General features: G+C 74.0%; 12 protein-coding genes and 1 tRNA gene. 8 read left to right on the top strand and 5 right to left on the bottom strand.

The annotated features are described in order from the left end of the window. The first annotated feature begins 118 nt into the window (after window positions 1-118). From pyk to GA0070614_RS06990, 4 genes are all read left to right on the top strand, one after another. The gene (pyk, locus tag GA0070614_RS07005) at window positions 119-1,567 is read left to right on the top strand and encodes a pyruvate kinase (RefSeq protein WP_088975182.1); all 1,449 of its coding nucleotides are present in this window, start codon (window positions 119-121) and stop codon (window positions 1,565-1,567) included. A gap of 70 nt (window positions 1,568-1,637) precedes the next feature. After that, window positions 1,638-2,507: an acyl-CoA thioesterase gene (locus tag GA0070614_RS07000; RefSeq protein WP_088979286.1), complete on the top strand. Its 870-nt coding sequence runs from the start codon at window positions 1,638-1,640 to the stop codon at window positions 2,505-2,507. 57 nt (window positions 2,508-2,564) lie between these two features. Continuing rightward, complete coding sequence (locus tag GA0070614_RS06995) at window positions 2,565-3,035, top strand: RrF2 family transcriptional regulator (protein ID WP_088975181.1); 471 nt, start codon at window positions 2,565-2,567, stop codon at window positions 3,033-3,035. 113 nt (window positions 3,036-3,148) lie between these two features. Next, on the top strand, window positions 3,149-4,120 hold the full coding sequence (locus GA0070614_RS06990; protein WP_088975180.1) for a sulfite exporter TauE/SafE family protein: 972 nt from the start codon (window positions 3,149-3,151) through the stop codon (window positions 4,118-4,120). A 284-nt stretch (window positions 4,121-4,404) separates the two neighbouring features. On the opposite strand, the gene GA0070614_RS06985 is transcribed toward GA0070614_RS06990, so the two are convergent. Continuing rightward, on the bottom strand, window positions 4,405-5,838 hold the full coding sequence (locus tag GA0070614_RS06985; RefSeq protein ID WP_231933569.1) for a pyridoxal-dependent decarboxylase: 1,434 nt from the start codon (window positions 5,836-5,838) through the stop codon (window positions 4,405-4,407). A 213-nt stretch (window positions 5,839-6,051) separates the two neighbouring features. Between GA0070614_RS06985 and GA0070614_RS06980 the strand changes: the two genes are divergently transcribed. Further along, entirely contained in the window at window positions 6,052-8,310 is a 2,259-nt protein-coding gene (locus GA0070614_RS06980) for a rhamnogalacturonan lyase family protein (protein ID WP_088979285.1), read from the top strand. 237 nt (window positions 8,311-8,547) lie between these two features. On the opposite strand, the gene GA0070614_RS06975 is transcribed toward GA0070614_RS06980, so the two are convergent. Beyond that, on the bottom strand, window positions 8,548-9,543 hold the full coding sequence (locus GA0070614_RS06975; protein ID WP_172892568.1) for an LLM class flavin-dependent oxidoreductase: 996 nt from the start codon (window positions 9,541-9,543) through the stop codon (window positions 8,548-8,550). A 61-nt stretch (window positions 9,544-9,604) separates the two neighbouring features. Beyond that, entirely contained in the window at window positions 9,605-10,084 is a 480-nt protein-coding gene (locus GA0070614_RS06970; protein ID WP_088975177.1) for an Lrp/AsnC family transcriptional regulator, read from the bottom strand. 83 nt (window positions 10,085-10,167) lie between these two features. On the opposite strand from GA0070614_RS06970, the gene GA0070614_RS06965 reads away from it, so the two are divergent. Beyond that, entirely contained in the window at window positions 10,168-11,343 is a 1,176-nt protein-coding gene (locus tag GA0070614_RS06965; RefSeq protein ID WP_088975176.1) for a trans-sulfuration enzyme family protein, read from the top strand. A 122-nt stretch (window positions 11,344-11,465) separates the two neighbouring features. Here the strand turns inward: GA0070614_RS06965 and GA0070614_RS06960 are convergent, their stop codons facing one another. Then, window positions 11,466-12,212: a terminase gpP N-terminus-related DNA-binding protein gene (locus GA0070614_RS06960; RefSeq protein WP_088975175.1), complete on the bottom strand. Its 747-nt coding sequence runs from the start codon at window positions 12,210-12,212 to the stop codon at window positions 11,466-11,468. Window positions 12,213-12,246: 34 nt separating this feature from the next. Then, a tRNA-Leu gene (locus tag GA0070614_RS06955) sits at window positions 12,247-12,320 on the bottom strand. A 95-nt stretch (window positions 12,321-12,415) separates the two neighbouring features. On the opposite strand from GA0070614_RS06955, the gene GA0070614_RS06950 reads away from it, so the two are divergent. Together GA0070614_RS06950 and GA0070614_RS06945 are read left to right on the top strand one after the other, a co-directional pair. Next, a complete protein-coding gene (locus tag GA0070614_RS06950) occupies window positions 12,416-13,036 on the top strand; it encodes an ANTAR domain-containing response regulator (RefSeq protein WP_088975174.1) in 621 nt (206 codons plus the stop codon). A gap of 175 nt (window positions 13,037-13,211) precedes the next feature. Beyond that, on the top strand, window positions 13,212-14,411 hold the full coding sequence (locus GA0070614_RS06945) for a hypothetical protein (protein WP_088975173.1): 1,200 nt from the start codon (window positions 13,212-13,214) through the stop codon (window positions 14,409-14,411). Window positions 14,412-14,660: the final 249 nt, after the last annotated feature.

Here is a 14,660-nt window from a genome sequence, read left to right as displayed (position 1 = left end):
TCCCCGGTGCGGTCCGCGTGCCGCCGGCCCACGCGCCCCGGTCGCGCGTCGTGGGGCAACTGTTCCGCAGTCCGCAAGGGGTCGGCCCGCAGGTCGACCCGGAGGAGAGACTAGCCTGATGGGCGTGACACGCCGCGCGAAGATCGTCTGCACTCTTGGCCCTGCCACATCGTCACCGGAGCGGATCCGGGGGCTCGTCGAGGCGGGCATGAACGTGGCACGGCTCAACTTCAGCCACGGCAGCCACGAAGATCACGAGGCGGTGTACCGGCTGGTGCGTGAGGCGGCCGACGCGGCCGGGCGTCCCGTCGCCGTGCTGGCCGACCTGCAGGGCCCGAAGATCCGCCTCGGCCGTTTCGCCGACGGCCCGCACGAGTGGCGCACCGGCGACTCCGTGGTGATCACCGGTGACGACGTCGTCGGCACCAAGGACCGGGTGTCCTGCACCTACCGGAAGCTGCCGCAGGAGGTGAAGCCGGGCGACCGGCTGCTGATCGACGACGGCCGGGTCGCCGTCGAGGTCAGCGACGTCACCGGCAACGACATCCGCTGCCTGGTCACCGAGGGCGGTCCGGTCTCCAACAACAAGGGCGTCTCGTTGCCCAACGTGGCGGTCAGCGTCCCGGCCCTGTCCGAGAAGGACGCCGAGGACCTGCGCTTCGCCCTCGGGCTCGGCGTGGACATGATCGCGCTCTCCTTCGTCCGCTCGGCCGACGACATCAAGCTCGTCCACGGGATCATGGACGAGGAGGGCGTGCGCCGCCCGGTGCTGGCCAAGGTGGAGAAGCCGGAGGCGGTGGACCACCTGGAGGCGATCGTGCTCGCCTTCGACGGCGTGATGGTCGCCCGGGGCGACCTGGGCGTGGAGCTGCCGCTGGACCAGGTGCCGCTGGTGCAGAAGCGCGCCGTGCAGCTGTGCCGGGAGAACGCCAAGCCGGTCATCGTGGCCACCCAGATGCTCGACTCCATGATCGAGAATTCCCGCCCGACCCGCGCCGAGGCCTCCGACGTGGCCAACGCGGTGCTCGACGGCGCGGACGCGGTGATGCTCTCCGGCGAGACCAGCGTCGGCAAGTACCCGGTGCTGACGGTCAGCACCATGGCCAAGATCATCACCACCACCGAGGCCGGCTCGATCGGCGTGCCCCGGCTCCAGCACGACCCGCGCACCCACGGCGGCGCGCTCACCGTCGCCGCCTCCTCCATCGCCCGGGCCATCGGGGCCAAGGCGATGGTCGCCTTCTCGCAGACCGGCGACACCGTCAAGCGGCTCTCCCGGCTGCACTGCGACCTGCCGCTGCTGGCCTTCACCCCGGTGCCCGAGGTGCGCAACCAGCTCGCCCTCTGCTGGGGCGTGGAGACCTTCCTGATGCCGTTCGTCGAGCACACCGACGACATGTTCCGCCAGGTCGACCAGGCGCTGCTCGGCCTCAACCGGGCCAACCCCGGCGACTACGTGGTGATCGTGGCCGGCAGCCCGCCCGGCACCCCCGGCTCCACCAACACCCTGCGCGTGCACCAGCTCGGTTCGCTGGTCGACGCCGCCTCCGCCCGGGCCCTGCAGTGAGCGCGAGGAGTGAGCCGGGGTGGCAAGCCCCGCAGTCGCGAACGGAGACGACACAGTGACCGAGCGCCCGGTGGCGACCGGCCAGGCCGCGGTCGACCAGCTGCTGGAGGTCCTCGACCTCGACCACACCGGCGAGATGACCTTCCGGGGGATGAGCCCCCCGGTGGGTCCGCAGCGGGTGTACGGCGGTCAGGTCGCCGGCCAGGCCCTGGTCGCCGCCGGGCGCACCGTCGATCCGGAGCGGTTCGTGCACTCGCTGCACGGCTACTTCGTCCGCCCCGGCGACCCCACCGAGCCGATCGAGTACCAGGTGGAGAACGTCCGCGACGGGCGCTCCTTCTCGGTACGCCGCTCGGTGGCGTTGCAGCACGACAAGCCGATCTTCTTCATGTCCGCGTCGTTCCAGCGGCAGGAGGAGGGGCTGGACCACCACGCCCCGACCCCCGCCGACGTGCCGATGCCGGACGACGTCCCCACCATGTCCGACCGGCTGGCCCGTTACCCGGAGCGGCTGGGCATCTGGGGCCAGATCCCGCGCCCGATCGACGTCCGCTACGTCGGCGAGCCCGGCTGGGTACGCCCCGGCGACCGCCCCGCCGAGCCGCACCAGCGGGTCTGGATGCGCCTCGACGGCAAGCTGCCCGACGACCCGCTGCTGCACGCCTGCGCCCTCACCTACGCCTCGGACCTGACCCTGCTGGACTCGGTGCTCTCGGTGCACGGCGAGGTCTGGGGCCCCGGCGGCGTGGTCGGGGCGAGCCTCGACCACGCGCTCTGGTTCCACCGCCCGTTCCGGGCCGACGAGTGGTTCCTCTACGACTGCTGGAGCCCGTCGGCCTCCGGCGCGCGCGGGTTGGCCACCGGCCGGATGTTCACCACCGACGGCCGGCACATCGCCAGCGCCGTGCAGGAGGGTCTGCTGCGCCGCGTCGGCGAGTGATCGAACGGGCGAGGGGCGACGGGCCGCCCGGCTGACCAGCCGACTAACCTTGCGGTCATGCGCCTCTCCGCCCGGGTCGACTACGCCCTCCGTGCGGTCGCCGAGCTCGCCTCGGTGGCCGACGGCGCGAACGCCGGACGGACCCGACCGGTCACCGCCGAACAGATCGCCCGCGCCCAGGAGATCCCGCCGAAGTTCCTGGAGAGCATCCTGCTCCAGCTGCGCCGGGGCGGCATCGTGCACGCCCAGCGGGGCCCCGAGGGCGGCTACTGGCTGGCCCGGCCGGGGGCGGAGATCTCCCTGGCCGAGGTGATCCGGGTCATCGACGGGCCGCTGGCGCACGTGCGCGGGCAGCGTCCCGAGGAGCTCGGCTACCACGGTGCGGCCCGCGCGTTGCAGGACGTCTGGATCGCCCTGCGGGCCAGCGAGCGGGAGATCCTGGAGCAGGTCAGCGTCGCCGACGTGGCCGCCGGGACGCTGCCCGGGCGGATCAACCAGCTCGCCGCCGACCCGCGCGCCTGGAGCTGACCCGGCCGGTCGGCCGGTGTCCCATCTTCCGACACGGGACTTGACCCGGGCACCGTCCTGCCGCATTGTCGACCAAGTCGATAGGAGATGCCGAAAAGTTCGGAGGGGCGCCCGTGCGCAAGCTTCTGGTCCTCGCCCTCGTCGGGCTGGCCGCCCAACTCGTCGACGGTGCGCTCGGCATGGCGTACGGGTTGACCTCGTCGACCCTGCTGCTCTTCGCCGGGGTCGCCCCGGCCGCCGCCTCCGCCTCGGTGCACCTGGCCGAGATCGGCACCACCCTCGCGGCGGGGGTGGCGCACTGGCGCTTCGGCAACGTCGACTGGCGGGTGGTGGCCCGGATCGCCGTCCCCGGCGCGATCGGGGCCTTCGCCGGCGCGACCTTCCTCAGCGCCATCTCCACCGAGTCCGCCGCGCCCTGGATGGCCGCCATCCTGTTCGGCCTCGGCGCGTACCTGCTGGTCCGCTTCTCCCGGCCGCTGCGCCCCCGCCCGGCCGCCGGGCGGCTGCGCGGCCGGTTCCTCGGCCCGCTCGGCCTGTTCGCCGGCTTCGTCGACGCCACCGGCGGCGGGGGCTGGGGGCCGGTGGCCACCCCCGCGCTGCTGGTCTCCGGCCGCCTCGAACCGCGCAAGGTGATCGGCTCGGTCGACACTGCCGAGTTCATGGTGGCCGGCGCGGCCAGCGTCGGCTTCCTGATCGGCCTGGGCACCGAGGGCTTCCTGCTGCCCACCGTCGCCGCGCTGCTGGTCGGCGGCCTGATCGCCGCGCCGATCGCCGCCTGGCTGGTGCGCATCGTCCCGGCGCAGCTGCTCGGCGCCACCATCGGCGGCGTGATCGTGCTGACCAACGCCCGCACCCTGCTGCGCGCCGGCGACGCCGGCGCGGCGCTGACCCCGGTGGTCTACACGCTGCTCGTCGTCGGCTGGGTCGTCGCCCTGACGCTGTCGGTGCGGGCGCTGCGCCGCGCCCGCCACGCCCGGACCACCGCCGTCCTCGCCGCCGCCACCCCGCCCGGCGTTGCCGCCGCCGAGGACGCGGCGCCCGGGTCGGTAGAGGCCGAGGCCCGGCTGGCCGCCGCCGAGCGTTGACCCTCCCCGGGTACGCCGCCGACGCCCTGCGAGATCCCGCTCGACCCGGGACGTCGTGGTGTCGGTCCGCGACCCACGCCCCTGCTTCCCGGATCCAGCGTGATCGTCACGCCCTCGCCCCTCCTCGGCGGCGGGCGGCCTGACCGCCGGGCGGCGGGCGGTGCGGTGGCGGCCTGGCTGCCGGGCGGGCGGCGTGGTGGCGGCCTGACCGCCGGGCGGGCGGCGTGGTGGCGGCCTGGCTGCCGGGCCGGCGGCGCGAGGGCGGGGTGGGTGGCAGGGGCGGGTCAGTCGGTGAGGATCTCGGTCGCGGCGGACGCCAGCAGCTCCCACGCCTCGTCGGTGTGCTCCTGCCGGGTCTGCGGTGCGCCGACCGCCAGGCGCAGCGTGTACCGGCCCTCGACCCGGGTGTGCGTCAGGTGCACCCGTCCGGTGGCGTTGACCCGGGCGAGCAGCTCGGCGCTCGCCTCGTCCCCGGCCCGCAGCCGGAAACAGACCAGCGAGAACGGGTGCGGCGCGACCAGTTCGAAGCGGGCGTCCGCGGCCACCCGCTCGGCGAACCGGTCGGCGAGGGCCACCCCGGAGCGGATGTGCGCGCGCAGCCCCTCGACGCCGTACCAGCGCAGCACGAACCAGAGCTTGAGGGCGCGGAAGCGGCGGCCCAGCGGCACCTGCCAGTCCCGGTAGTCGATCACCGCGCCGGACTCGGTCGCGGCGTTGCGCAGGTACTCGGGCAGCACCGTCAGCGCCTCGATCAGCTCGCCGGCGTCGGCCACCCAGAACGCGTCGCAGTCGAAGCCGGTGAGCAGCCACTTGTGCGGGTCGAAGCAGTACGAGTCGGCGTGCGCCAGGCCGGCGTGCGTCCAGCGCAGCTCGGGGCAGACCGCCGCCGCGCCCGCGTACGCCGCGTCGACGTGCAGCCAGACGCCGTACTCGGCGCAGATCGCGCCGATCTCCGGCAGCGGGTCGACGGCGGTGGTGGAGGTCGTGCCGATGGTGGCGACCACGATGGCCGGCACGACGCCGGCGGCCCGGTCGGCCTCGATCGCCGCGCGCAACGCCTCGGGTCGCATCGCCTGGGTCACCGGGTCCACCTCGACCGGCCGTACGCCGTCGGCGCCCAGCCCGGCGATCCGGGCCGCCTTGTCGATCGAGGAGTGCCCCTGCGTGGAGGTGTACGCGCGGTAGCGGCGGTCCACGCCGGACTGCCGCCACCTGCCCTCGCCGGCCCGGTGCAGCGCGACCAGGGTGGCGACCAGGGTCGCCGACGAGGCGGAGTCCTGGATCACCCCGCCGCCGCGCCCGGTGGAGCGGAACTTCTCCGGCAGGTCCAGCAGGCCGGCCAGCCAGTCCAGCATCACCGTCTCCAGCTCGGTGCAGGCCGGCCCGGTGGCCCAGAGCATCCCCTGCACGCCCAGCCCGGCGCTGACCAGGTCGCCGAGGACGCTCGGGCCGCTGGTGTTGGCCGGGAAGTACCCGAACCAGCCGGGGTGCTGCCAGTGGGTGAGCCGGGGCGCGATCAGCGAGTCCAGGTCGGCCAGGACGGCCTCGACCGGCTCGCCGTGCGCGGGCGGGGCCGGCGGCAGCGCGGCCGCGACCGTGCCGGGCGGGTCCTGTGAGGTCACCGGCCGCTCACCGAGCGTCGTCCAGTAGTCGGCGATCCAGTCCACCACGGCGTACCCGGCGCGGCGGAACTCCTCCGGGTCCATGTGCCCATCCATCCGACGAGTCGATCAGGCGCGCCGGCCGCGATCAAGGCCGGGGTGGTTGTGCGGCCGGAAAGCGTTGTCCTAGCATCGGCGTGCGCGGAGCCGAACTGCGGACGCCGAGATGCGTCCATCCATCGCCGTCAGCGCGGCGTACCCCCCCCGCCGGCCCAGGGCAGGCCGGCGCGGTCGACCTCGCCGCGCGCCCCTCCAGTGGAGGAACCGCCCGTGCGCCCCGTCCCGTCCCGCCGTGCCGCGCTGCTCGCCGCCGCCACGGCCACCACCCTCGTCGCCGGCGCCCTGACCGCCGTGACCGCCTCGGCGGCCGCGGCCGGCTGCCGTGTCGACTACCGGATCACCAACCAGTGGGGCGGCGGCTTCGGCGCCGACGTCACCGTCACCAACCTCGGCGACCCGGTCGACGGCTGGACGCTCACCTGGTCCTACACCGCCGGCCAGCAGGTCACCCAGGCGTGGAACGCCACCGTCACCCAGTCCGGCGACCGGGTCACCGCCCGCGACGCCGGCTACAACGCCGCGATCGGCACCAACGGCACCGCCGGCTTCGGCTTCAACGGCTCGTGGAACAACTCCAGCAACCCCGCGCCGACCAGCTTCGCGCTCAACGGCACCACCTGCACCGGCGCCACCACCCCGCCGACCACCACTCCGCCACCGACGACCCCGCCACCGACCACCCCGCCTCCGCCGACGACCCCGCCGCCCAGCACACCGCCGGCCGGCGCGAAGCAGCTGGAGGACCTGGACCGGGGGCTGGTCAGCGTCCGCTCGGGCAGCGGCAACCTGGTGTCCTGGCGGCTGCTGGGCACCGAGACCTCGGTGGCGTTCAACCTCTACCGGGGCGCCACGAAGGTCAACGGCAGCCCGATCACCGGCGCCACCAGCTACCTCGACGCCGGGGCGGCGGCCGGGTCGTCGTACACGGTGCGGGCCGTGGTCAACGGCGCCGAGCAGCCGGCGTCCGCGCCGGCGCTGCAGTTCGCCAACGGCTACCTGGACGTGCCGTTGCAGGTGCCGCCGGGTGGCACCACGCCGAGCGGCGAGGCGTACGGCTACGCCGCGAACGACGCCAGCGTCGGCGACCTCGACGGGGACGGCGACTACGAGTTCGTGCTCAAGTGGGACCCGTCCAACGCCAAGGACAACTCGCAATCCGGCTACACCGGCACCGTGTACGTCGACGCGTACACCCTCACCGGCACCCGGCTGTGGCGCATCGACCTGGGCCGCAACATCCGCGCCGGCGCGCACTACACCCAGTTCCAGGTGTACGACTACGACGGCGACGGCGACGCCGAGGTGGCGATGAAGACCGCCGACGGCACCCGCTCGGGCACCGGTCAGGTGATCGGCTCGGCGTCGGCCGACCACCGCAACTCCAGCGGCTACGTCCTCGCCGGTCCGGAGTTCCTGACCATGTTCGACGGCCGCACCGGCGCCGCCCTCTCCACCGTCACCTACGACCCGCCGCGCGGCACCGTCTCCTCCTGGGGCGACTCGTACGGCAACCGGGTCGACCGCTTCCTCGCCGGCACCGCGTACCTCGACGGCCAGCGCCCCTCACTGATCATGGCGCGGGGCTACTACACCCGCGCGGTCGTCGCCGCCTGGGACTTCCGCAACGGCGCCCTGACCCGGCGGTGGACCTTCGACTCCAGCGCCTCCGGCAACTCCGCCGCCGCCGGGCAGGGCAACCACAGCCTCTCCGTCGCCGACGTCGACGCCGACGGCCGCCAGGAGATCGTCTACGGCGCCGCCACCATCGACGACAACGGCCGCCTGCTCTGGTCCACCGGCTACGGCCACGGCGACGCCGGGCACGTCGGCGACCTCGACCCGTCCCGGGCCGGGTTGGAGTACTTCAAGGTCAGCGAGGACGCCAGCAAGCCCAGCTCGTGGTTCGCCGACGCCCGCACCGGCCAGGTCCTCTGGTCCACCCCCGCGTCCGGCGACAACGGCCGGGGCGTCTCCGCCGACATCTGGTCGGGCAGCCCCGGCGCCGAGTCCTGGTCCGCCGCCGTCGCCGGCCTGGCCGACACCCGGGGGCAGAACGTCGGCCGCAAGCCGTCCTCGATGAACTTCCTCGCCTGGTGGGACGGCGACCCGGTGCGCGAACTGCTCGACGGCACCAGGATCGACAAGTACGGCACCGCCGGGGAGACCCGGCTGCTCACCGGCAGCGGGGTGTCCGCCAACAACGGGACCAAGTCCACCCCGGCGCTCTCCGGCGACATCCTGGGTGACTGGCGGGAGGAGGTCGTCTGGCGCACCAGCGACAGCAGGGCGCTGCGGATCTACAGCACCCCGACGCCGACCGGCCTGCGGATCCACACGCTGATGCACGACCCGCAGTACCGCACGGCGATCGCCTGGCAGAACACCGCCTACAACCAGCCGCCGCACCCGGGCTTCTTCATCGGCGACCGGATGGGCCCGGTGCCGACGCCGAACATCTACCTGCGCTGAGCTGCCCGCGCCGGGGCGAGCGTGACGGCGCTCTCCCCGGCCCGGGGCGGCGCTGACCCGGACCGGCTCGGAAAGCAGGCACCGGGTCGCCAGCCGCGGAATCCGCACAGCTGGCGACCCGGTGCACCACACCGCAGCACCCCCGACCCGTCCCGACCGGGAGTGCCGTACCACCACCGGTCACTACGCTAGGGGCAGCGCGCGACGGTGGGGTGACGTGGGTATGAAGAGCGTGTTTCAGGCATTCCGCGTGAGCCCGCCGGCGACCTTCTCGGCGACCAGCTCGAAGGAGCGCACCCGGTCGGCCACGTCGTACACCATCGTGGTGAGCATCAACTCGTCCGCGCCGGTGCGCGCCAACAGCTCGCCGAGCTGCCGGCCGACCGTCTCCGGCGAACCCATCGCCTGACCCTCCCGACGCTGCCGCACGAACTCCCGCTCGAACTCGGTGTACGGGTACGCCGCCGCCTCCTCGGGCGTGGCCAGCGGCTCCGGCCGTCCCGAGCGCAGCTTGAGGAACGACAGCGAGCTCGGCCCGGCCAGCCACTGCGCCCGCTCGTCGGTCTCCGCGCAGACCACGTTCACCGCCACCATCGCGTACGGCCGCTGAAGCCAGCGCGACGGCCGGAAGTGCTGCCGGTAGAGCTGCAGCGCCGGCAGCGTGTGCTGCGCGCTGAAGTGGTGCGCGAACGAGAACGGCAGCCCGAGCAGCCCGGCCAGTTGGGCGCTGAACCCGCTGGAGCCGAGCAGCCAGACCGTGGGGGACTGGCCGAGCCCCGGCGTCGCGGTGATCGGTCCCGGCTCGTCCCCGCTGAAGTAGTTCATCAGGTCCGCCAGCTCGCGCGGGAAGCCCTCCGCCGACAGGCCCTCCATGGTGCGGCGCAGCGCCAGCGCGGTCACCTGGTCGGTGCCGGGCGCCCGCCCGATGCCCAGGTCGATCCGGCCCGGGTGCAGCGCCTCCAGGGTGCCGAACTGCTCGGCCACCACCAGCGGCGCGTGGTTGGGCAGCATCACCCCGCCCGAGCCGAGCCGGATCGTCGAGGTGTGCGCCGCCAGGTGCGCCAGCAGCACCGCCGGGGCGGAGCTGGCGATCGCCGGCATGTTGTGGTGCTCGGCCACCCAGAACCGGCGGTAGCCCAGCTCCTCGGTGCGCCGGGCCAGCTCGGTGGTGTGCCGCAGGGCCTCCCCGGCGGTCGCCCCACGGGCCACCGGAGCAAGATCAAGAACAGACATCGGTACGTCGATCACGTCGGGGACCAACCGGCCCGACGCCCCGGGTGTTCCGGATCGTGCCCTATCCCATACCCCGGGCCTGCTCGAAGATCAGGCTGGTCTGGGTGTGCTGCACCACCGGATCCACCGCCAGATGGTCCAGCACGAAGTCGCGCAGCGCGTCCCCGGACGCGGCCCGCACGTGCAGCACGTAGTCCTCCGCGCCGGCCACGTGGAACACCGACACCACCCCGGGCAGCCGCACCGACCGGGCCCGGAAGGCGTCCACCGCGGCCCGCTCGTGCGCGGTGAGTCGGACCGAGACCAGCGCCTGCAACGGCAGCCCCACCGCCGCCGGATCGACCTCGGCGTGGAAGCCGCGGATGGCCCCCGACTCGCGCAACGCGCGGGTACGGGTCAGACAGGTCGAGGGCGCCACCCCCACCCGCTCGGCGAGCGCGTTGTTCGGCAGCCGGCCGTCGGCGGCCAGCTCGGTCAGGATGGCGCGGTCGACCTCGTCCAGCGCGGCGAACCGCCGCACATCATTCGGCGCAGCAGGCATGTGAACATCCTTCCCCGAATCTCACGGCATGCCTAGCCCGACTCGCAGAATCATCTTCGAATCTATTGCCCATCGGTGTGCGGATGTTCGACGCTTCCGCCATGACGACGGTGGACACCCGGGCCGTGCACGCCGGCCGCGACGATCTGGCAGCCCTCGGCGTCCACGTGCCGCCGATCGACCTCTCCACCACCAGCCCACTGCCCTCGGTCGACGGCGGCGGCGACGCGTACGAGCTGCTCGCCACCGGCGGCACCCTCCCGCCCGGCGCCAGCGCCGTCTACCAGCGGCTCTGGAACCCCACCGTGGCCCGCTTCGAGACCGCGCTGGCCGAACTGGAGGGCACCGCCGAAGCCGTCGCCTTCGCCAGCGGCATGGCCGCCCTCACCGCCGCCCTGCTCGCCGCCACCCGCGACGGCAGCCGGCACGTCGTGGCCGTCCGCCCCCTCTACGGCGGCACCGACCACGTGCTCGCCACCGGCCTGCTCGGCACCGAGGTCACCTGGGCGCGGCCGGACGAGGTCGCCGCCGCCGTCCGCCCCGACACCGCCCTGGTCGTCGTCGAGACCCCGGCCAACCCCACCCTCGACCTGGTCGACATCGCCGCCCTCGCCGACGCCGCCGGCAACGTGCCGCTGCTGGTCGACAACACCGTCGCCACCCCGGTGCTCCAGCAGCCCGCCCGGCACGGCGCCGCGCTCGTCCTGCACAGCGCCACCAAGAGCATCGGCGGCCACGGCGACGTGCTCGCCGGCGCCGTCGCCTGCGACGCCGGCTGGGCCGCCCGGCTGCGCCAGGTCCGCGCCGTCACCGGGGCGGTGCTGCACCCGCTCGGTGCCTACCTGCTGCACCGGGGCCTGCAGACGCTGCCGCTGCGGGTCCGCGCCCAGCAGGCCGGCGCGGAGAAGCTGGCCGGTTGGCTCGCCGGCCACCCGGCCGTGGTCCGCGTGCACCACCCGTCGGTCCACGACCCGGCCGGGCTCATCGGCCGGCAGATGTCCGGCCCCGGCAGCCTGCTCGCCTTCGAGGTACGCGGCGGGGCCACCGCCGCGGCCACCGTCGCCGGAGCCTGCGAGCTGATCACCCACGCGGTGTCGCTCGGCGGCGTGGACACGCTGATCCAGCACCCGGCCTCGCTCACCCACCGGCCGGTCGAGGGGGAGGCCAAGCCGTGCGGTGGGCTGCTGCGGATCTCCGTCGGGCTGGAGGACCCGGAGGACCTGCGGGCGGACCTGGAGCGGGCGCTGTCGGTGATCTGACCCCGCCTCGCGGGCAGGGGACGATCCCACGAGCCGGGCGGCTCGACCCGGGGCCAGCGCCGGCCCTCCCCGCCCCGCCCGGGCGCGCAGCCGGCCGACGTGCCGGCACCTCGCGCCGGGGGTCACGACTTCGGGCCCACGTGCCTGTCGAGAGCGGCGACCGCGTCGCGGCGGGCGACCGAGAGCGAGTTGCGTCGGTTCATCCGCCAGGCGATGCCGAGCAGGTCGAGGGCCCACTGGCAGAGGCCCATGATGTCGGCGGACTCGTTGACGAACATGTAGCGCGGGTAGACGTATCGCCTGCCCCGTACCGTGACCCGGTTGCTCACGCGGCAGCCGTCGGAGTGGAAGAGGCCGCGTAGGAAGTCGCCCGGATGCGCTTCCACGATCTCCCGTTGCCAGTCGGCCAGGACGATCGCGCGTTCGTGCTTCCTGCCTGGCCCGTGCTGTGGGAACAGACACGGCCAGTGCTTGCCGTAGCTCTGAACGGCGACGCAGCCCTGCTTCTGCACTCGCTGCACCGAGGCGGCCATGACATCGCGCATCGCGTCCTCGCAGGCGGCTATCAGGTCCGGCCAGGCGTCGGCGCAGAAGATGCGGAGCACCGGCACCCGGCCCACGACCAGGTGCCCGTCACCCAGGTATAGGCCGAGCAGGTAGGCAAACTGACTGCGATCGCTCGGATCCCCGGCTTCGGACCGACAGCGGAAGCAGCGGAGGGCGCTGGCTCGTCGCTTCGGTTCTGGTCGGTCCTTGCACCAGTGTCGGACCGTCGGGTAGGGCAGGCCTACAGTCCGAGACACCTCGGCGACGGTCGCCCCGGCGAGGTACAGGCTTCGTGCGCGGGCGCGGATTTCGGGCGGATGCACCCCGCCATCTTCGAACGGGTGTATGACAACTTTGTGCCCCCGGTGGGATTCGAACCCACACTGTCGATCTTTTGAGAATCGCGCCTCTGCCGGTTGGGCTACAGGGGCTTCTGTAGTTCGGCTCCAATAGGTTACCCACTAGGCTAGGGGCGGCGACACCCGGCACGGCGGGTGTCGGGGGCACAGACTGGTGGGAGTGGCTCGTGGCCGAGACGCAGACGGATGCCGAGCGCAGGCGCGTACTGATCGCCGAGGACGAGGCGCTCATCCGACTGGACCTGGCCGAGATGCTGGTCGAGGAGGGCTACGAGGTCGTCGGTGAGGCCGGCGACGGCGAGACCGCCGTCCGGCTGGCCGAGGAGCTCAAGCCGGACCTGGTCATCCTCGACATCAAGATGCCGATCATGGACGGGCTGGCCGCCGCCGAGCGGATCGCCGGCGCCCGGATCGCCCCGGTGATCATCCTGACCGCGTTCAGCCAGCGTGACCTCGTCGAGCGGGCCCGGGCGGCCGGCGCGATGGCGTACCTGGTCAAGCCGTTCCAGAAGAGCGACCTGGTGCCGGCGGTGGAGATCGCCCTCTCCCGGTACTCGGAGATCGCCGCGCTGGAGGCGGAGGTCGCCGGCCTCACCGACCGGCTGGAGATCCGCAAGACCGTCGAGCGGGCCAAGGGCGCGCTGATGACCACGTACGGCATGACCGAGCCGCAGGCGTTCAAGTGGATCCAGCGCACCGCGATGGACCACCGGATGACCATGAAGGAGGTCGCCGAGCGGATCCTCGCCGAGACCGCCGGCGGCGAGGTCACCCAGCCCACCGCCTGACTTCGGGACGGGCTCGGCGTCGTCGGCGGCGCGGCACGGCAGTGGCGGCTCGCCGCCCACCGGCCGTGACCCGCGTCGACCGAGGGCGGCCGGCGTCCGGGTGCCGGTGACCGTGCCGGCAGCCGCCATGCGTCGCGGGCTCCCGCGACGCCCCGTCCGTGGCTAGCATCGACGCGTGTCCACCCGACGGGTCCTCGCGCTGCTCGGCGTCCTCGCCGTGCTGGCGGCGGCCGGTTGCGACCCGGCGCCCCGGCGGGAGGTCGCCGCGGCGCCGGTGAACCCCGGGTGGCGGCCGCTCGTCCTGCCCGCGCCGCCCGGTCCGCCCGGCCGCGCGCTGCTGCGCGACGCGACGGCCTGTGCGGGCCGGTGGTACGCGGTGGGCGGGCTCGCCGACACCGCCGGCGGCACCCGCCCGGCGGCCTGGTCCAGCCTGGACGGTACGACCTGGACGGCGCTGCCGATCGCCGCGGATTCCTTCTACGGCCGGCAGAACGTGCTCTACGCGGCGGGCTGTCGGGACGGTGTGCTGGCCGCGATCGGCGCGAAGGTCGGTGGCGCGCACGGCTATCCCCGGGTGAGCACCTGGCGGCAGCGCGCCGACGGTGGGCTGGTCGAGGTGTCGGCGTCCTTCGAGACGTACGGCGGGCCGAAGGCGGTGAACGTGTCCCGGCTGGCGGGAGGTCCGCGGGGCTGGCTGATCGTGGGCAACCGTTCCAGCGGCGCGGCGGCCTGGGTGTCGCCGGACGCGGCGGACTTCGCGCTGGTGGAGGGCGCGCCGGAGTTGGCCGGTGACGGGCGCGGGGCGACCTGGGCGTTCGACGCGGTGGGCGTACCCGAGGGTTGGCTGGCGGTGGGCGGGGTGCTGCCGGCGGGCCGGATCGACCGGGACCCGGCGGTGTGGTCGTCGGCGGACGGACGCTCCTGGCGGCGCGCGGTGCTGCCCGGCACGGAGCGCTACGAGGAGGCGCAGCGGGTGGCGCTGCTCGACGGTGTCCCGGTGGCCGTCGGCCTGCGCGGCGACGGGTTCGGCGCGTGGCGGCGCACCGGCGACGACTGGGTCGCGGCGGGCGGTTTCGCCGGCGCCGCGGCGGGCGTCGGCTCCGGCGTCCGGGCGGCCGGGGCGCCGTCGGTGGACGGACTGGTCGCGGCGGGGTCCCGGCTGCTGGCCGCGGTGTCCGACGGCGCGGCCCGGTCGGTGTGGACGTCGACCGACCGGGGTGACTCCTGGCAGCCGGTGGCGTTGCCGCTGCCGGTGGCCGCCGGGGCGCAGCGGGACGTGGCGGTGCTGGCGGTGGGGGAGCGGAGCTGGCTCTTCGCCGACGACGGCGAGCGGTCGGCGGTGTGGTCCGGATCGGTGTCCGGCGTCCCGCGATGAGGGCGTATCGGGGGTTTAAGGACCGGTCAGGGATCGGCCTGTTACGGGGTCCGTATCGATCCCGCACGTCTTCGTAACGGTTTAGCAGACCCCGCGCCGAGCCCTTCCCCGGCCGTATGAGTGTCGGTACGCTCCGCCATCACGAGCCGTAACGCAGGGGCGTCCCTGCCGGGTGGGTGGTGGTGCGGGCTGTGCTGCCGACGCTCCCTCGGTGCAGTCGCCTTCTGCCTCTGGAGGAGGTCAGGAAGC

Source organism: Micromonospora coxensis (assembly GCF_900090295.1).
Taxonomy (GTDB): domain Bacteria; phylum Actinomycetota; class Actinomycetes; order Mycobacteriales; family Micromonosporaceae; genus Micromonospora; species Micromonospora coxensis.
Note: the sequence above shows the minus strand (reverse complement) of the source record. Positions and strands in the feature narration are given on the sequence as shown.